Raw genomic sequence first — 16,158 nt, forward strand, 5'->3', positions numbered from 1 at the left:
GGGCTAGTCGTCCTCGAAAGCCGCGTCGGGATCTCCAAGGTCGTTGAGCTGCTGCTGGACATGCTTGTTCAGCGCCTCCAGCACCGGGTCGGGCGGCACCCCCAACTCGGCCGCGATCAGTGGGCCGACACGCGCCGGCCAATTCATCCAGGCGTCGCGAAATTGGCGAGCTTGATTGAAAAGGACCGTTTCAGCGACCTCGATGTCGATGACATCGCCAGCCTCTTTCATTGCGACGAGCAAGTTTTTCGCCGCCGCGCCGTTCTCCTTCACCCGTTCGGCATCGGTCATCGAAAGGAACTGTCCGGCGAGCACCTTCGAGATGAAATCGTCGATCTGAACGACCGCGGCGCCGGGGTCCGCACTGGCCGTGGAAGGTGCGGACATTTTGCTGCTGTCCGCACCCTTGTCCGCACCGTCCGCGGTACGTCGGTTTTGCCTCCGCCATCCCGTGCCAGCGAGTGCGGCATCGATCTTTCCATCGCCAGAAACCGGCAGTTTTCCGGCTTTTATGGCATTACGGACCAGTTTGTCGTTGCAGCCGTCAAGCCGCGCAAATTCCCGCGCACTGACCAGATTTACGGGTGCGGACATCTGGGGTGCGGACCCCTTTCACAACTCGTAGCTGGCGGCACTGTGCGCGTCGGAACCCCGCATGGCGCCGGCCCCGGGGGAGGACCCGCGACCGGGGGGGGGTAGGGTCAGCGACCCCGCACCGCCGCCCGCGCGCGGGCAACGATCCGCTCGACCTCGGCGATGCGACGGTCGCTTTCCTGGATCGAATGCGACGGCTCGGCGAAGTCGAACGCGATCGCATGAAGGTCGCCGGCCAGATGCTCGAGCTCTTTGGCAACGGTGGGCTTCGGCATGGCGCGCACCCCCTGAAACGACAAAGCCCGCCGGGTAAGCGGCGGGCTTGAAAGCGTCGGTCACACATCGGTGCGACTATGAATTTCCGTAGCGATGCCCGATTATTGAGCAGGCGTCAAGCGGCCGCCATTGCGGATGGTCCACAACCCGTCCAGCCCCTTTGTGAGCGTGGCCTGCGCATCTGACCAGCGCAGTTGGTACCGCTCGGGCAGGAACAGGTGCCAGTCCTGCAGCTGGACCATGCGATCCTGCCCTGGTGGGGGCATCGCCATGCCGAGCGTAGCGTCGACGGGATCGCCGGAACGGGCATGCGCAGTGCTGACCATCATCTTCTCCGCCACCGCACGCTGCGTCCGGCCGATGACGCTGGCCCGCGCCTGGATCAGCCAGTCCAGCCACGATGGTCCAGCATCAGCAAATGGGTCGAGGACCAGTTCGTCGACGGCGCGACGGGTAGGGCGTCCCAACCGATCGAGGGCGGCGATGATGCGGTTCAACGCGTCCTCCTGTCGGCGGTCGCGGGCATCGGCCTCTTCGATCGTCGCTTCACGATCGACGCCGGCAGGCAGTTCGTCGACCAGTCCGGACACCATTTTCGCGTATAGCCCGCTGACCGGTGACGGTGCAGGCAGCTTGCGCCAGTACAGCATCGAGAAGCGGCGGCCGGCGTCGCGCAGTTCCTGCGCAATCGCCTCGTCGGCATCGAGGAGCCCCGCAGCCCATGCCCGCCCGATCGGATCGATCGTCTCCTCGGCGTTGACCGCCTTGATACCAGGAACGGCAACGACGCCGGCCCGGCGCTGCGCCTTGTTCGGCATGGTGCCTGCCAGCGCCGCCGCTGCGCCCTCCGACACCCATAGCGCCCTCGACGCGGCCGGGACCGATCCCGACCGCGCCAACCGCTGCATCTGCAATTCGGGCGTGCCCTTATCGCGCGCCGGCGTGCGCACCAGCTGACCGCTGGGATGCCGTTTGCCCGCTTTGCGCTTCCGTCCTGCTCGTGCCATGTCGCTCCCCGCACCGCGGGACTGCGATGTTCACGGTACGTGCTTCAGAGCGTCCAAGGCAGCTAGTCCGAATTCCGGCACAACAGGATCAACGGGATAGGCGGTGGCGAGCGGCTGCACCGACAGCGCGGGTTCGGTTACCGTCCACCCGCGCCCTGCACAGGCAAGATGCAGCTCGGCGTCGGAGAAGTTGGCCGCACGGTCGACCAGGACGATCGAGCGCGCGCGGCCGGGCGTATAGGTGATGACGCCGGCGGCCTGCAGCTCGTCGAGCCAGCGGCCGACATGCTGGCGGGTCAGGCCGGTTTCCTGCGCGATCTCGCGGTGGCTGGGCGATGCCCCGACGGCGCGGAAATGGCGGCGGATGCTTTCGAGGACGAGTTGGCGACGGGACGACATGGAACGCGACGGTGTGAGCTTGGTCATCAGCCCCCCGCCGCACGGCGCCGCGCGGCGTCCGCCTGGTCCGTCATGCCCATCCGCTCGTACCGGGCGATCGTATCGGCGAGGTCGACCGGCACGCCGTCGTCGACGCGCGGCTCGGCCAGGCGCAGCATCTTGCCGTCGCGGATCGGGCTGGCGCCCAGCTGGACGACCCGAGCCGCCCAAACCTCGTCGTGATCGACCGCCTTGCGACCCGACCCGACCATGTGCGCCCGGTGGCCGTCGCCCTGTGCCGCATACGCCCCGGCCGGCCATTGCAGCGCGATCGTCCGTGCTGGCTCGGGCAGGTCGTCGGCGGCTTTCGGTTTCCAATCCGATCGCATCGGCGCAGCCCGCTTTTTCCCGCCCTCGGGGGCAGAAAATGCGTCAGCATTTTCAGGGGTATGGTTCCTAGAAGGTTCTGCATCCCTATTCTGGGAGCCTTTCGGGCGTGAAACGGTAGTCTTTACGCCATCCACAAAGGCTCCCGTTTTTGGGATGCTTCCGCCGAACGGCCCGCCACGCGCCCCTGTGGCAGTCGGAGAGGGCTTGCGTGGCGCGCGCGCTGGTAAGGCGTCCGGTTCCGGTAGGCTTTCCATGCCCAGCCGATAGACCTTCACCTGCTGCGTCCGCCCGACGCGATCGCCGGTGTCGACCAGCAGCGCCGCGTTATTCAGCCGGTCGATCGCGGCGCGCGCGGTCTTCGCATTCAGGCCCGACAGGCGGGCAACGGTGGCGTTCGACGGATACGCGCAGCCGCGATCGTTGGCGAAATTGGCATAAACCAGCAGCACCAGCTTTTCGGATGCGGACAGCCCGGCTTGATCGAAGGCCCATGTCAGGGCGGCGGTGCTCATGAAAATAGATCCGGCTGAATGTGGATAGGTGCGGGGGTTCGTGGCGCCGGAGCGCGACTGGCAGGCGGGGTGCCGTCCAGCCGCGCGCGGAGATCCTGCACGATCGATTCGAGCGCGGCCGCCCGGACTTGATGGCCACGCGCCGGATCAGCGCGCAGCTCGGCCGCCCGCGGGACCAGCCGCGCAAGCATGCCGTTCGCCCAGGCGCGATATTCCGGCGTCGGATGCGTGACGGCCATCAATAGGCGTCCTGCTGATCGCGCTCGCGTCGGAGGCGCGCTGCCAGTTCGTTGCTGGCTATCTCGCGACGCGCATGCTCGCGCGTGCCGGGAATCTCCGCTTCTATAATCCGCCGCGCCTCTGCCGCGGGGATCCGACGCAGGACCAGCCGCTTGTATTCCTCGCGGCGATCGAGTGGGCACCACGACAGTTTCGCCTCGGCGCAGTTGTCCGCGCCGCGCTGTCTCTGCTCCTGCGAAAGGGGGTATGGCGCGGCATGGGTGCGATACAGCCACTTGCCGTGGTCCCGCTGCGCCTTGCGCTGCGCTGGGGTCATGTTTGCCCGATACCGCGCGGCACCTTCGAGCATCTTCGCCTGTCGCGCCGCCACCGCCTCGGTATTGTTGAGGAACGCACGCCGCCCGGCTGCCAGCCTCTCCCGATAGGCTGGGTCGGCATGATTGGCGGCGATCGCGCAGGGACGGCACATGCCGGTCTTGCCTCGCGCCCCGATCCTCGCGCCGCACCCTCCCGTTGCGCAGATCCGCGTTGGTCGCTTCCTGCTCATCGGCCGGCCGCCTCCGCCGTCGTCCATTCGGCGCAGGTCCGGTGCTGGACGAACGGATAGGAGCCGTCGGCCGCACGCCGGCGCAGGGAGCGGGGATCGATGCGGACTGGCCGCTGCTGAACATAGCGAGGCGCGACCATTATGCCTCCTCCCCATCGGCGATCGGCGGGCCTTCGAACGACAGATAGGGCGGCACCCATCCTGCGCCGCGCTGTCGCGCTGCGTCGCTGATGCCCAGCCGGTGCTGGTCGGCCAGCAACCCGCTCATTGCCTGCGCACAGATCTCGCTCAGCTCGTCGGCACCCTTCGATGCCACGCGCTTCGCCATCGCCGGGTCGACCGCGTCGAGCGCCTTCAGCTTCTGGTTCTTCGGCAGACGGGCGAAGAACGCCTTGTCCGGCGTGAAATGGTCGCGAACGTGGCTCGACACGTCGAGCAGGTTGGCCAGCCGATCATGGATCTTGACGCGGAACCCTTCAGTCCCCAGCGATCGCGCCAGCATCGTCGTCGCCACCAGCGCGGCCGCGCGTTCGGTATCGATATGCGGGGCGTTGACGAACAGGCGGAACGCCTCGCCGGTGTCCGGTTCGGTCATCCATGCTTGTGCCCGCAACCGCGCCAATGCCTCGCGGCGTGTCGCCGCCCCCGGCTGGTCGACCAGGTCGGCCTGGGCAACGTGCGGATCGTAGTCATGGCTGGGCAGGCGATCGACGCCCAGCTCCGCCGAACCCTCCCGCGACACCGCGCCCTGATCGGCCGGGCGCAGCATCCCGCGCGCGAGGACGAAGATCAGATAGCGATGCGCCAGCCGCTCAGCTGTGGGACCGCTCAGCAGCGCCGATGCCAGGATCTGCCGGTGATGCGACCGCATGACCTCGACCGCGTCCTTGGTCAGCCCGAAGTCCTCGCGCGCGACGTCCTCCGGCTGGCGGTACACACCGGAATAGGCGGCGCGATCGGTCCGGAACCCGTTGATCACGGGCTTCGGCTTCGCTTCTTCGGTCCGGCCGGCGGGTGCAGGGGTTACAGGTGCAGCTGGTGCAGCCTTGCCGGGCGCCGGCGCGGCGACGCCGCCGATCGGCGCCGGCCGCCAGCCGTGCGGTCGGTACAGCCCGACGATATCGATCTGGCCCGCTTCGACCGTGCCAACTGCGATGACGGGCCCGTCGGGATAATTGCCGATCGAATTGATCTCGATCGCCTCGGCCGCCAGCCGCTTCTCTTCGGCGACCAGGTTCGCGACCTCGGAGGCATTCTCACCGGCCAGCGCAACCCAGCGCGGCGCGACGCCATCCATTTCCAAGTCGGCGATCATGTCCAACCGATCGGCGATTGCCTCGGTCCGCGCGTCGATCTCGCGGAGCCGCGCATGCTGCTCGTCGGTCAGTTCCGTCACGACGTCGATCGGCAGACCGACACCGCCGGCATCGAACTGTAGCGTGACATTGTCGGGCAGCTGCAGGCGCTCGCGCTCGGCCGCCAGTCGCCCGTCGTACAGTTCGGTCAGCAGCTCGAGGTCGCGAAGCCGCGGCCCTTCGCCACCGAACAGATCCTCATCGGCTTGCCCGCCGGCGGCGACATAGGCGTCCATCCCGACGAGCTTCAACTTGCGGTCGACGCCGGCCGCCGTCGCGTCGCGGTTCAGCGCGGCGCGGATCTCGTACCCATGGACCAGCCGCTGGTCGAACACCCGGCGTTGCAGCGCGAGGTCGGTCGTCGACGCATAGATCTTGGCCGCGTCGAGCGTCAGCCGCCCGGCCGCCAGCGCGTCGAGGATATCTGGGTGCAGCTGCCCCAACCGCATCCGCTGCTGGACGTGCAACACCGTCGTGCCGAACCGCTGCGCGATCGCAGCGATGTCCGCGCCGTCGTCGGCCAGCTTGGCGAACGCCTGGAACTCTTCGACCGGCGGCAGCGCGACCCGAGCGGTGTTCTCGATCACGCTGATCTCGGTCGACGTCGCGGCATCGGCCTCGCGGATCTCCACGTCGACGGCATGGTCGGCTGGCAGGGTGCCGGCGTCGCGAAGGCGCTGAAGCGCGCGCAGCCGCCGGCCACCGGCAAGCACGCCGTAGGATCCGCGCGGCTTCGTCACCTTGTGAACGATCAGGTGCGACAGCATCCCGTGCGCGGCGATCGACGCCTCTAGATCGGTGGTGTCGTGGGTGTCGTCGGTCTGCCGCACGTTCAGCGGCGAAATGACAAGCTTCGACAGGGGTATGGTGGTAAGGCTCATGGGTGATCCTCGGCTTGTGGTAACGTCAGGGGCGATCCGGGGGCGGGGCTGTGGCATTCAGTCCCGTCCTCGCTACGGTCGGCGGCGATGACTGCTCGACCGAAGAGGGTGAGCAGCGCCGGGCGTTGCCGCGTGACGATCCGCCGCCGGCGCAGCGCCTTGATTGTCATGCCGTGGCCGACGACGACGGCGCGATCGGCGAACAGGTCCTCCTGCGCCGCCGCCAGCGCGCGACGCATCGGTCCCGACAGGGTAGCAGCGACGCCAGCCGCATCGGCCGCGGTCATGCCGCCAGTCCCAGCTTGCGGCCCAGCTGCTGGGCCAGCGCCGACGGCAGGTAATGCTGGCCGGCCTGCAGCTGCGCGCGCAGCAGCGCGCGCGATCCGACTGCGGCCGATTCCTGCTCGCGCCGCTCCTGCGACGGATCGACCCGGTACCGGTAAACTGTGTCCCGAACGTTGGTCAGCGACTTGCCCAGCGTCGAGGCGATCTCGGCGAAGGTGAAACCGAGATCGTCCATATCCATGATCGCGGCCTCGACGCGGCCGAGGCCGTGCTTCTCTAGATCCACGCGAAGCCGGTCGGCCGGCGCGCTCATCGCGGCAGGCTCCGGCTGATCGGCACCGGCAGGATCGCCGGACGTGCAAATTCGTCCGCGCCGGCGACCGCCGACGCGCTGGTCTGGTACTGCATGCTTCCTCCTGCGGCCGGCGGCGCCGGCCGGTTACGGTTCGGTCAGACTGATGGTTTTTCCCCCTCGGCAATTGCCTTCAGCCGCTGGCGCAGCCGGGCGCTGGCACGATCGAGCTCGTCGACGTGCTCGAGGACGGCGACCGCCTCGGCCGGCGTGACGTCGGCGCCGCCGGCGCTGCTGCTCGACATCGCCTCGCTGATCGCGCGCGACACGTCGCCCAGCTCGGTGGCGAGCTCGAGCGTCGACGCGACCAGTCCTGCGTCATCATAGTGCACGTCCGGCAGACGCACGACGATATGGCCGCCAACGATCCGGGCGAGCGCGTTCAGGATGAAAGGATGCCCCTCCTTCCCGAACCCGATCGCCTCGATCACTGCCGCGTCCCGAATCGTCAGGCTGTCGCGCTGGTTGGGCGAGCAGCAGCGCGACAGCTGGCTATCGGAGATCCCGGTCTCGCGTTCGCATACCTCCAAGCCGCCAGCCGCCTGGACGGCCCGCTTGGTCGCCAACGCGAGGACCTGCTCGTCAGAGGGAAGGGCGCGATCAGCCATGCGCCCGCTCCCGCCGAGGGGAATTGTTGCGGGCGTTTCCCGGTGCGGGCGCGGTGGCCGAACCCGTATCGCTTCCGTCATGAGCAGACAGACGACCAGGACGCGGCGGCAGATCGTCGAACGCCTCGAACGCAACCGGCTGGCCATGGTCGGCCAAATCCTTGGCGATGCGGATGCGCCAGCCGTCCGGCACCTGACGTCCGGTCTGCCGCCACTTCCGGCGCTGCGCTTCCGTGGCGCCCAGCCGCGCGGCCGCGGCGTCGACGATTTCCCAGGTCAGCGTCATACGACACCCGTCGACAGGATGGCGATCGTCAGCACGATGCCAGCAACGCATGCACCGGCGATCTGCCAACGGCGCGCGTTACGCCGAGCGGGGTGTAGATCGTGAAGCGTCATGCTGCCTCCCGTGCGCGCATGGGGCAGTCCGGCGCCGTGCAGGACCGGACGCTCGGGTGTTCCGCACGAGCTTCGCAGGTCGGGCAATGAACAACTGCAGCTTCGGTCCGCGAACCAGTCGCCCAATCGATGGCAACGCGGTCCTTCTCGGCCACCAACTTCAGGTGCGCCAGCCGCGAGGCAGTGAGCCCGCGTTCCCGCCAGCTATGGACCGTCGAAACGGGCGCATGTGTCTTCCGCGAGACGACGACGGTGCCGCCGAGCGCGTCGATCAGATTGGATGCGAAGTTGTTCATAGCGCTGGTATTGCGATAATCGGAACATCAACGCAAGCGGCATGTTCCGAAACTCTCAATTGCGATAGTCGGAATACCGGCCTTCATAGCCGTATGAACATCGAAGAAATCCGACGGCGGATGATTGAGCGCGGCTATCGCCAGGCGGATTTGGCGCGCCGACTAGGCTTGGCACCGAACAAGATCACAAAAGCGTTCAAAGGCGAGCGCCGCTTCACGGCGCAGGAGATGGACGAAATCCGCGAATGGCTGGCACCGAAGGAACCGCCAGCCGCGCCGCAGCTGCGCAGCATCCCAATCATTGGACAAGTTGCGGCAGGCTATTGGAGGGAGGCTGTGCAGCAAGCGTCAGGCGGAATGCCGGCGCCTGACCCATCAATCCCGCCCAATGCCTTTGCGATCCGCGTCGCCGGCGATTCGATGGATCTGCTGGTAGAAGACGGCAGTATGATCGTCGTCGATCCTGATGATAAGGAGCTGTTCCCAGGTAGATACTACGTCGTTCTCAACGATGACGGCGAAGCGACGTTCAAGCGTTTCGAGCATGATCCGGCACGGCTCGTACCGTGTTCGACCAACCCCGCATATGAGCCAATTGTGCTCGGCCTCGGCGGCGCCTTCACAATCGTCGGCCGGGTAATTTGGCGCGCAGCCCGAATGTAGTTCGATCGCTTAGCAAGCTACGCGAATTTCGATCTCCCTTCGTTCGACGTCGCCCGGCACGTTTATGAACAGCTTGCCCCATTCGTCGTACGCTCCAAGCCCAAGCTCCAGAAGATCACGAATCACCTGATCGCGGTCGGTGCGCCATGGCGCAACTGGCTTCCCAAATGAGGTTACACGCCACTGACGAATGGTAGGCACGCCCAACTCCCGATTCCTTCCTCGAGAACGGAATAGGAACAAAAACCTAACGTACGCTAGCCCCGTTCCGATAATCGCAATCTTTCGCTTGACGGCATAGTTCCGATTATCGCATCAATGCGGGGTCACCTGATCCGGCGCATCCCGCGCCGCGCAAGAAGGTGGCGAGGAGCCAGCCGTCGTGTCACCCTTGCCCAGCCAGTCGCCGGACCCTGATGTCGTCCAGGCGATTTCCGATTTCCGCTTCGTCGGGCGCCGTGTTCGCAATCATACCGAACGGCTGATCCGCGCCACCAACCCGAAGGAGCGCGCCGGTCTGCAACGGCAGATCGACGACGACATGGCGTCGCTCGAGATCCGTGCGCAGCGCATTGGCGGCGGCATGACCGGCGGCGCGCTGCTGCTGCTGATCAACGATGACGACAATGCCCGTGCCCGGCGCGTCGCTCGGCCGACCCGCGAGAGCGCCCGCGTCCACCTCGACCGGGTGCAGGAGGCGGTTGCGCACGAAGCCGCTGCGAAAATGGAGGTCCGCGCTGCCAACGCCCGGTGGGCCGACGCCATCCGCGCTCGCGAGGACGCCGAGGCGGCGGCTCGCGCCTATGGCGTGCGAGGCGCAGCATGAACCGGGTCCGCTCCCTGCCGATGCCGGTGCTGTTCCTGATCGCCGCCGTCGGTCTGTATTGCATGGTGCTGCTGATCGCGCTCGCGATCGCATGGCTCTACCGGACGATCGGGGCCGCGCTGTGAACGCGCAGTCCTCTCTCTTCGCCGCCGAGTTGCCAGCCGACGACGACGCGGACGTCCGCGCGGCGGTCGCCCACTTCACCCCGGCCGTCGTCCGGATCCGCGAACTATCGGCGTTGCTCTACGGCTTGCCGAACGCCCGCGATCGCGGGGCGGTGGCGGAGGAGATCGATTCCCTCGTCGCCGACATTGCGACCCGGGCCGAACGCCTCCTGCTGACCGTCGACGATATGTTCCGGCTGATCAACGCCGAGCTCGCGACACGCAAGGCCGGCGCCCATGCGCCGCACGGCGATTACCTTCGCCACCTGTGCGACGAGGCAACCGCTGCCGCTGGCGACGTCGCCCAGGTGGCGCGCGAGATCGAACGGCTGACTGGCAACCTTCAGCGCGCCGAGGTGCGAATGCAGCAGGCCGACCGTGCCTGCGCCGGCTTCGTCGCTGGCTGGGCCAAGCGCGGGAGCACGGCGCGATGAGCCTCGCGGGCATCGTCTTCCTGTCGATCGCAGCCGGGCTGGTCGCGTTCGTCTTCATCACCACCGATTGGGGGCGGGTGATCTCGATCCTTCGCAGCGGTCCGGCCGGGACGGCACCGGAGCCGGACCGCTGGCGCCGGGTCCACCTCGACGGCGATCGGCGCCAGCCGTTCGACGAGCGGGGGCGGCGCTGATGTTCGTGGGAAAGGCACCTCGACCGAAGCGCGTCTACAAGGAACGCGGCATCCCGGCCTATCCCGCTGTCGGTCGCCAGCCGGACACGCTCTACGGGATGAGCGCGTGGTACGGTACGATCGTCGACGGTGAGGACCTGACGGTTCAGCAGCGCCGCGAGATCGAGGATCTGCGCCTGACCGATGCGGAGATCATCACTGTCCGCCGGCTCGCCTCTTCGCGTGAATATTACTGGCCGACGCCCGTCGGCCGGCGGAACGACCGCCGCCCGTATTTCCAGTTTCAATGCCCGATCGCCCGTCGTCGCAAGGACGGACGGATCTTCGTCGTCGCACCCGGGGGCGAGGTGAAGCTCGTCCACGCCGACGGCTGGGTCTTCTGATCACCACCCGGCCGCGTTGCGGCCTTACCACGGGAACCCATCACATGACCGAAGACGTATTGGATCGCACCCGCCGCGACCTTACCACTGCGACGATCGATCAGATCCAGTCGGTGGTAAACACACGGGCGAATATCGCCGCTGCCGTACTGCCGAGCCATCAGATTGCTATGATGCTCGTCGACATCGCCGCAGCCACCCTTTCAGGCGCATGCGTTTTCGTGATCCAGAATGCCCACCAGGGTTCGGACGTCGACGATCTGGCTGCGACCATCATCCAGGGAACCGCCGAGACCGTCACCGGCCGGCTTGTCAAAATGAAGGCTGTTGCGGCGGCCTTGCGTCGGGGTGAGCCGGGACCGGTCGTCCACAAGAAGCTGCGCAACGGCACGCTTGAGGGGATCGCCAATCATGGCTGACCTGGTCTCCCGCCGCTTCGCCGCGGTGATCGCGCGCGAGCTCGGCATCCACGTCGACGACGTGAAGCCGCAGGCGCTGATCGCCGCCGACCTGAAGGCCGATTCGATCGACGCCGTCTGCCTGGTTGTCGCGCTCGAGGACGAGTTTGGCGTGCGCCTGCCCGACGGCGTGATCGCTGACCTGAAGGAAGGGTCGGTCCTCGACCTGGTCAATGTCGTCGAGGCCGCGCAGGCGGGCCCCCAGCCGAAGGAGGCGGCCCATGGCTGACGAAATGGACTTCGCGGCCGAGCTTGAGGAGGAGCACCTGGCGCGCAGCATCAGCGCCGCGCGCCAGCCGGTGCCGGCCGGCGAGCCCGGCGAGTGCGAGGAATGCGGCTACGACCGGCCGCGGCTGATCCGGGGGTGGTGCGCGCCGTGCCGCGACGGGCGTAGCCCGCACCAGCAGCGCGCCGCATGAAGGGCGGCATCGCACCCGGTGATCGCGTGCTGTTCACCGGGGAGCTCGGGCCACGCGGCGCGCATGGGGACGTCCAGAAGGTCGGGAGGAAGTTCGCCGGCGTCCGGTTCGACGATCACGGCGCCATGATGACGCCGAACCGGGACCTGCACCCGATCCCGCGCCGACCGAAACCGATGTGGTGAAGGTAGCCAGCCGTGGACACCCTTTCAATCTGGACGATCACCGCCAACCCAAACGACTATCCCGGCCAGCACGTCGCGCGCCGGCACGTCATCATGCCGGCGGAGGAAGCCGGCCCGACCGACGATCTGCGGATCGCCGACAATCTCGACCAGGTCCGCGAGCAGCTGCCCGCTGGTCTGGTCAACCTCGGTCGCGAACCGACCGACGACCCTGTTATCGTGGAGAGCTGGATATGAGCGTCATGGGACGCATCGAGGCGGCTGATCGGCTGCTGCCCCTAGAGGACGTCAAGGCCGTCGTCGGCCTCGGCAAGTCGATGATCTATCGCAAGATGCGGGAAGGCAGCTTCCCCAAGGCATGCAAGGCCGGCGGGTGCTCCACCCGGTGGAGCGAGCGCGAAGTGCAGGACTGGATCGCGCAGCAGCTGGCGCAGCGGAGGGCAGCATGAAGATCACCGACGCGGACCTGATCCGCCACTGCACCGAACGCGCAGCATCCTATGGCACGCTGCGCGCCTCGGCACCCTCTGCAATCGCGCTGGACGCGGCAGCCGCACGCTTGATCGAGCTGACGACGAAGCCGGCAAAGGAGCAGCGTTCCGCCCGGCCGCCGCTGATCGTCTGGTCGCCCGACGGCGATACGCCACCGAAGGTCGAGCACAAGTCGCACGGCTCGGCGCATCGCGCCGCGCACCAGCTCGCCGCGAAGCATCCCGGCCGGACGTTCTATATAATGGAGCGCAGCGGCCGTCCGGTCACCGGTAAGGAAGGGCAGGCCAATGGCTGATCCGAAGCTCGGTGGCGGCGATTTCGACGCGACGCCGGTTATGACCGTCGTCCCCGCTATGGTCGTTCGACCGTTTGGGTTCGTCCTGCCGCCGGAGGCGGGGGAAGCGTCGATTGCGTTCGGCGCGTCACCCGCACCGAATGGTGGCGCCGTCCTATGTGTTTCCGTCGTTCATACCGACGGTGAGATGCTGATCGCAGCTGTCCCCGAAGGTCTCGTCAAAAAGCTGATGGCGGCAATGGTTGACGCTGCCGAGCAGGTGGCCAGCCGTCAGTTCGCTCAGCCGGGATCGATGCAATGAGCGGCGCCTACACATCAGGAACAGGTCCGCGCTGGGACCCACGCTACCGGCGGCTTCGCGCTGGCGAGACGATACTAGCTACCGACGAGTGCCAGCGGGACGATGGGTCGTGGGTGCCGGCCGTTTGCGTCGGCTGGTCGGCGCCTGATCCGAACTATACATCGCATCGAGTTTATCGCCGCCTCTCGGCCGATGCGGCGGTGACGGTGGAGCGCACCCTAGCTGCGGGCCGCATCATCGATATCATGACCGGTGGCAAATTCGATTGGCGCTCGCGGTTGGGGGATAGCGATTTCCTCGAAAGCGCCGACTGGATGACGGCGTTGGCCTACGCAGACGCTGCGCGCGCCCCCGAGCCTGCCGGGATCGACTACGAATCATCGCTATTCGACGTGCTTGAAACGCTTAAGGCGCACTATCCGTCAATTGCGGGCGGGTTCGCACGCGGGACCGGAGGGTTCGATCGCGATTACATTCTCGACGAATTGCGCAAACCTGCTTCCGCGCCTGCCGGCAAGCTGGATCGGGGCCGTACCGCCCGACGGATCAAAGAATTGATGGACGAAGGCGACGGCTTCTGGCGCGCCTGTTCGGGCTGTCAGGAGGGTGTCGACGGGTACGTTTCCGAGCGAGACTATCCCTTTGACCCGGTGTTCCGCTGCCAGCCCGGCGGCGGGTGCAGCGAATGCGGAGGCATCGGCGTCCTTTGGGACGATGGGCGCGGGTACGGCGATATAACCGGCGACGAGAAACCCGCCTCCGCGTCTGCCGAGGATCAAGAGCCAGACCCGTTCGACGACTGCCTTGGCGTCCATGTAGAAGCCAATGCACGCCGTCATGGCCTCGGCTACCCGCGGGGAGCCGAGGTCGATCGTGAGTGCCAGGCCGTATGGCGGAGCGCGATGGCCGACGCAGTAGGCGCCCTGGACGTGCTTAAGGGCAAGTGGCTGCATAGTCGCCGAAAGAACGAGCGCGAAGCAGGCGCTGTTCTGGGCGCAGTCCTCGACGCGTTGTGGTCGGCCCGCGAACCTGCTGCCCGAAGCTATCGAGAGGCGTTCGAGAACGGGAAAGCGTTGATCGATCGCATCCCGGCGATCGTTGACCGGCCGCCTCAATAGGGCAGAGTGCGCGCGACAACCGGAGCACCGACCTATGGATCACACAACCGACGACACCATCCGCCTGAACACGGCGATCGCCCGCGTCGAAGAGTTTGCCGGGACCTATCCCGACGGTGAACTTATCGACGGCGATATGGACTTGACCGTCGACGACCTGCGGCTGGTTATCGAAGCGGCCAAGCGCGGAGCGCAGGTCGTACCGGTCAAGCGGCTCGATCTCTCAGGTCCGCTACCGGACGATCTTACTCGATAGCACGAAGAGCGCGCTCATAGGCGATCGACGCGGCCAGGGCCTCGGGCGGTTGCTTCCACAAGGCGGCCAGGCGCTCGATCTCTTCTTCGGTCGGTTCGGCGCCACGCCATAGGTCGTCCAGCCGAGCGCGACCGATCTTCGCTTTCCGCTCGATCACATGCATGGGCGTTGTCCGCTGGCGCAGCCACGCATACAGCCACCCGTCGCCCTCCCGCATCGCGCGGGCGATCGGATGGGCCTCCGTCCATGGCTCGGGCGGCGTGACGATCGGCCGTTCACCCTTCCGACGCATCGTCCGCCTCCCCGGGGCCGGTCGCAGCGTAGCGCACCGGCCGCCCCAGCTGCGACGCCGGCGGGTCGAGGTCGACGATCAGCAGGTCCGCCCATTCCTGCGCCAGCTCGCGCCGGCGCGGCATATATGCGGCGCGGTTATAAGCCGCCTCGACCTTGTCCTTGGGGACGTGCGCCAGCATCAGGTCGACGACGGCCCGATCGCCATCCTGCCGATCGGGCAGCTCGTTCATGATCGTGCTGAAGGCCGCGCGGAAACCGTGCGGGACGTGCGTCTGATAATAGCCAGCACGGATCAGCAGCGCGCGCAGGGTGTTTTCGGAGATCGGTCGATGCGAGTGCCGCTCTGACGGGAACAGCAGCGCATACCGGCCGCTGACCTGCTCGAGCGCCTTCAGGACCTCTACCGCCTGGCGGGACAGTGGGACCAAGTGATCGCCGCCGGCCTCTTCCTTGCGATCCTTGTCGCCCTTCATGCGGGCGGACGGGATGCGCCATAGCGGAGCCGGACCGTCGAGGTCCTCGAGCTCGTCCCAGCGCGCGCCGGCGATTTCACCCGGGCGGACCGCCGTCAGCGCCAGCAGGCGCAGGGCGAACTTCGTGCCGGCGCGGGTGCGCTTCGCCTCGCATTTCTTCAGCAGCTCGCGGACGCGGCGCACGCGCTCGTCGTTGTCCTGGGTGCCGTCGATGATCGACGGCTGCTTTTTCGCCTTCGGCTTCGTCGCCAGCACCTTGGTCAGTGAAACCGGCGCCGGATCGACTGAGCAGATCCCGGCCGCGATCCCGAAGGTGAAGATGTCGGAGATCCGCTGGCGCAGCCGCAGGGCGGTCTCGATCGCGCCGCGCCGCTCGACGGCATGCAGCAGCTCGAGGATCCGCGCGGTGTCTATATCAACCATCGGCATCTTGCCGATCGCCGGATAGGCATCGCGTCGAAGCGACTTCAGGACGTCGTCGCTATGGACGGCCGACCAGCCGGCGTTCGGCGACGACCAGTTGTGCGCGTCGCGTACTCGGGCCGATCCATGTTGCTCATACCATGCGTCGCGCTTCGCCAGCGACCAGCCGCTCTTCTTCTCGAACCAGCGATCGCCGACGACCTGGAACGTATTGATGGCCGCGGCCGATCGGACGGCGCGCTTCTCCTTCTTCGCCAACGCCGGGTCGCGCCCCTCCATCAGAACGCGCTTGGCCTGGTCGCGCGCCTCGCGCGCCTCGCCCAACGACACGATCGGATAGGCGCCGATCGTCAGCGTCTTCTGCGCCGGTTTGCCCGAGGCGGACCGGCCGAAGGTATAGTTCATCCGCCAGTGCTTTCCGCCGGCGGGTGTGACGTGGAGATAGAGCTGTCCGGAATCGGTCAGCTTGTATGCGGCATCGCGCGGCTTCGCCGCTTTCACCTTGGCATCGTTCAGCGCCATGGCTGTGAGCTCCATACCATGGCGCCGACGTTCCATACCATGTGCCATGCCATGGTATCGGGTGGACGCGAGTGGACGAGTGTGACCATTTGTCCCGCCTCTATGAGGGACAATTCGTCACGTTTCCATACGTTGTGG

The 16,158-nt window shown here is 66.9% G+C and carries 31 protein-coding genes; 16 read left to right on the top strand and 15 right to left on the bottom strand.

The features are described 5' to 3' along the window. Positions 1-3 precede the first annotated feature (3 nt). From AAIO73_RS16220 to AAIO73_RS16280, 13 genes are all read right to left on the bottom strand, one after another. Positions 4-594 (bottom strand): hypothetical protein, encoded by a 591-nt coding sequence (locus AAIO73_RS16220; RefSeq protein WP_345879324.1) that lies wholly within the window; start codon positions 592-594, stop codon positions 4-6. A 107-nt stretch (positions 595-701) separates the two neighbouring features. Next, the gene (locus AAIO73_RS16225) at positions 702-869 is read right to left on the bottom strand and encodes a hypothetical protein (RefSeq protein ID WP_345879326.1); all 168 of its coding nucleotides are present in this window, start codon (positions 867-869) and stop codon (positions 702-704) included. 102 nt (positions 870-971) lie between these two features. Then, a complete protein-coding gene (locus AAIO73_RS16230) occupies positions 972-1,877 on the bottom strand; it encodes a hypothetical protein (RefSeq protein WP_345879328.1) in 906 nt (301 codons plus the stop codon). Between the two features lie 30 nt (positions 1,878-1,907). Next, positions 1,908-2,303: a LexA family protein gene (locus AAIO73_RS16235; RefSeq protein ID WP_345879330.1), complete on the bottom strand. Its 396-nt coding sequence runs from the start codon at positions 2,301-2,303 to the stop codon at positions 1,908-1,910. After that, a complete protein-coding gene (locus tag AAIO73_RS16240; RefSeq protein WP_345879332.1) occupies positions 2,303-3,157 on the bottom strand; it encodes a helix-turn-helix domain-containing protein in 855 nt (284 codons plus the stop codon). The genes AAIO73_RS16235 and AAIO73_RS16240 overlap by 1 nt, the downstream gene beginning before the upstream one ends. Continuing rightward, positions 3,154-3,396: a hypothetical protein gene (locus AAIO73_RS16245; RefSeq protein WP_345879334.1), complete on the bottom strand. Its 243-nt coding sequence runs from the start codon at positions 3,394-3,396 to the stop codon at positions 3,154-3,156. The genes AAIO73_RS16240 and AAIO73_RS16245 overlap by 4 nt, the downstream gene beginning before the upstream one ends. Then, complete coding sequence (locus AAIO73_RS16250) at positions 3,396-3,866, bottom strand: hypothetical protein (RefSeq protein WP_345879335.1); 471 nt, start codon at positions 3,864-3,866, stop codon at positions 3,396-3,398. The genes AAIO73_RS16245 and AAIO73_RS16250 overlap by 1 nt, the downstream gene beginning before the upstream one ends. Positions 3,867-4,083: 217 nt before the next feature. Further along, on the bottom strand, positions 4,084-6,180 hold the full coding sequence (locus AAIO73_RS16255; protein WP_345879337.1) for a ParB/RepB/Spo0J family partition protein: 2,097 nt from the start codon (positions 6,178-6,180) through the stop codon (positions 4,084-4,086). Continuing rightward, positions 6,177-6,467: a hypothetical protein gene (locus tag AAIO73_RS16260; protein ID WP_345879339.1), complete on the bottom strand. Its 291-nt coding sequence runs from the start codon at positions 6,465-6,467 to the stop codon at positions 6,177-6,179. The genes AAIO73_RS16255 and AAIO73_RS16260 overlap by 4 nt, the downstream gene beginning before the upstream one ends. After that, positions 6,464-6,778, bottom strand: coding sequence for a hypothetical protein (locus tag AAIO73_RS16265; protein ID WP_345879340.1), 315 nt, complete (start codon positions 6,776-6,778; stop codon positions 6,464-6,466). The genes AAIO73_RS16260 and AAIO73_RS16265 overlap by 4 nt, the downstream gene beginning before the upstream one ends. A gap of 137 nt (positions 6,779-6,915) precedes the next feature. Then, a complete protein-coding gene (locus tag AAIO73_RS16270) occupies positions 6,916-7,425 on the bottom strand; it encodes a phage regulatory CII family protein (protein ID WP_345879342.1) in 510 nt (169 codons plus the stop codon). After that, positions 7,418-7,711 carry a hypothetical protein gene (locus AAIO73_RS16275; protein ID WP_345879344.1) on the bottom strand — a complete coding sequence of 98 codons (294 nt, stop codon included), beginning with the start codon at positions 7,709-7,711 and terminating at the stop codon, positions 7,418-7,420. The genes AAIO73_RS16270 and AAIO73_RS16275 overlap by 8 nt, the downstream gene beginning before the upstream one ends. A 109-nt stretch (positions 7,712-7,820) precedes the next feature. Next, complete coding sequence (locus tag AAIO73_RS16280) at positions 7,821-8,120, bottom strand: hypothetical protein (RefSeq protein ID WP_345879345.1); 300 nt, start codon at positions 8,118-8,120, stop codon at positions 7,821-7,823. A gap of 93 nt (positions 8,121-8,213) precedes the next feature. On the opposite strand from AAIO73_RS16280, the gene AAIO73_RS16285 reads away from it, so the two are divergent. From AAIO73_RS16285 to AAIO73_RS16360, 16 genes are all read left to right on the top strand, one after another. Beyond that, positions 8,214-8,783: a LexA family protein gene (locus AAIO73_RS16285; RefSeq protein WP_345879346.1), complete on the top strand. Its 570-nt coding sequence runs from the start codon at positions 8,214-8,216 to the stop codon at positions 8,781-8,783. Positions 8,784-9,165: 382 nt separating this feature from the next. After that, the gene (locus AAIO73_RS16290; RefSeq protein ID WP_345879348.1) at positions 9,166-9,609 is read left to right on the top strand and encodes a hypothetical protein; all 444 of its coding nucleotides are present in this window, start codon (positions 9,166-9,168) and stop codon (positions 9,607-9,609) included. Further along, positions 9,606-9,734 (top strand): hypothetical protein, encoded by a 129-nt coding sequence (locus tag AAIO73_RS16295; RefSeq protein WP_345879350.1) that lies wholly within the window; start codon positions 9,606-9,608, stop codon positions 9,732-9,734. The genes AAIO73_RS16290 and AAIO73_RS16295 overlap by 4 nt, the downstream gene beginning before the upstream one ends. Then, positions 9,731-10,207, top strand: a complete 477-nt coding sequence (locus tag AAIO73_RS16300; RefSeq protein ID WP_345879352.1) for a hypothetical protein — start codon at positions 9,731-9,733, stop codon at positions 10,205-10,207. Before AAIO73_RS16295 ends, AAIO73_RS16300 begins: the two co-directional genes overlap by 4 nt. Next, positions 10,204-10,401, top strand: a complete 198-nt coding sequence (locus AAIO73_RS16305) for a hypothetical protein (protein WP_345879354.1) — start codon at positions 10,204-10,206, stop codon at positions 10,399-10,401. The genes AAIO73_RS16300 and AAIO73_RS16305 overlap by 4 nt, the downstream gene beginning before the upstream one ends. Beyond that, positions 10,401-10,784, top strand: a complete 384-nt coding sequence (locus tag AAIO73_RS16310; RefSeq protein WP_345879355.1) for a hypothetical protein — start codon at positions 10,401-10,403, stop codon at positions 10,782-10,784. The genes AAIO73_RS16305 and AAIO73_RS16310 overlap by 1 nt, the downstream gene beginning before the upstream one ends. 44 nt (positions 10,785-10,828) lie before the next feature. Beyond that, positions 10,829-11,203 carry a hypothetical protein gene (locus AAIO73_RS16315; protein ID WP_345879356.1) on the top strand — a complete coding sequence of 125 codons (375 nt, stop codon included), beginning with the start codon at positions 10,829-10,831 and terminating at the stop codon, positions 11,201-11,203. Continuing rightward, complete coding sequence (locus AAIO73_RS16320; RefSeq protein WP_345879358.1) at positions 11,196-11,471, top strand: acyl carrier protein; 276 nt, start codon at positions 11,196-11,198, stop codon at positions 11,469-11,471. Before AAIO73_RS16315 ends, AAIO73_RS16320 begins: the two co-directional genes overlap by 8 nt. Further along, positions 11,464-11,661 (top strand): TraR/DksA C4-type zinc finger protein, encoded by a 198-nt coding sequence (locus AAIO73_RS16325; RefSeq protein ID WP_345879360.1) that lies wholly within the window; start codon positions 11,464-11,466, stop codon positions 11,659-11,661. Before AAIO73_RS16320 ends, AAIO73_RS16325 begins: the two co-directional genes overlap by 8 nt. Beyond that, complete coding sequence (locus AAIO73_RS16330; protein ID WP_345879363.1) at positions 11,658-11,846, top strand: hypothetical protein; 189 nt, start codon at positions 11,658-11,660, stop codon at positions 11,844-11,846. The genes AAIO73_RS16325 and AAIO73_RS16330 overlap by 4 nt, the downstream gene beginning before the upstream one ends. A 12-nt stretch (positions 11,847-11,858) precedes the next feature. Next, the gene (locus AAIO73_RS16335) at positions 11,859-12,083 is read left to right on the top strand and encodes a hypothetical protein (protein WP_345879364.1); all 225 of its coding nucleotides are present in this window, start codon (positions 11,859-11,861) and stop codon (positions 12,081-12,083) included. Continuing rightward, positions 12,080-12,295, top strand: a complete 216-nt coding sequence (locus AAIO73_RS16340) for a helix-turn-helix transcriptional regulator (protein WP_345879365.1) — start codon at positions 12,080-12,082, stop codon at positions 12,293-12,295. Before AAIO73_RS16335 ends, AAIO73_RS16340 begins: the two co-directional genes overlap by 4 nt. After that, on the top strand, positions 12,292-12,633 hold the full coding sequence (locus tag AAIO73_RS16345) for a hypothetical protein (protein WP_345879367.1): 342 nt from the start codon (positions 12,292-12,294) through the stop codon (positions 12,631-12,633). Before AAIO73_RS16340 ends, AAIO73_RS16345 begins: the two co-directional genes overlap by 4 nt. Next, positions 12,626-12,934 (top strand): hypothetical protein, encoded by a 309-nt coding sequence (locus AAIO73_RS16350; protein ID WP_345879370.1) that lies wholly within the window; start codon positions 12,626-12,628, stop codon positions 12,932-12,934. Before AAIO73_RS16345 ends, AAIO73_RS16350 begins: the two co-directional genes overlap by 8 nt. Beyond that, positions 12,931-14,052, top strand: coding sequence for a hypothetical protein (locus AAIO73_RS16355; protein WP_345879371.1), 1,122 nt, complete (start codon positions 12,931-12,933; stop codon positions 14,050-14,052). Before AAIO73_RS16350 ends, AAIO73_RS16355 begins: the two co-directional genes overlap by 4 nt. A gap of 34 nt (positions 14,053-14,086) precedes the next feature. Next, positions 14,087-14,308, top strand: a complete 222-nt coding sequence (locus tag AAIO73_RS16360) for a hypothetical protein (protein WP_345879372.1) — start codon at positions 14,087-14,089, stop codon at positions 14,306-14,308. Here AAIO73_RS16360 and AAIO73_RS16365 read toward each other — a convergent pair. Both AAIO73_RS16365 and AAIO73_RS16370 read right to left on the bottom strand, forming a co-directional pair. Further along, the gene (locus tag AAIO73_RS16365) at positions 14,298-14,600 is read right to left on the bottom strand and encodes a hypothetical protein (RefSeq protein WP_345879373.1); all 303 of its coding nucleotides are present in this window, start codon (positions 14,598-14,600) and stop codon (positions 14,298-14,300) included. The two genes, AAIO73_RS16360 and AAIO73_RS16365, sit on opposite strands and share 11 nt — an antisense overlap. Next, positions 14,584-16,020 (bottom strand): tyrosine-type recombinase/integrase, encoded by a 1,437-nt coding sequence (locus AAIO73_RS16370; protein WP_345879375.1) that lies wholly within the window; start codon positions 16,018-16,020, stop codon positions 14,584-14,586. The genes AAIO73_RS16365 and AAIO73_RS16370 overlap by 17 nt, the downstream gene beginning before the upstream one ends. Positions 16,021-16,158 lie beyond the last annotated feature (138 nt).

Origin of the sequence: Sphingomonas epibiotica, assembly GCF_039615155.1 — a bacterium.
Lineage (GTDB): Bacteria > Pseudomonadota > Alphaproteobacteria > Sphingomonadales > Sphingomonadaceae > Sphingomonas.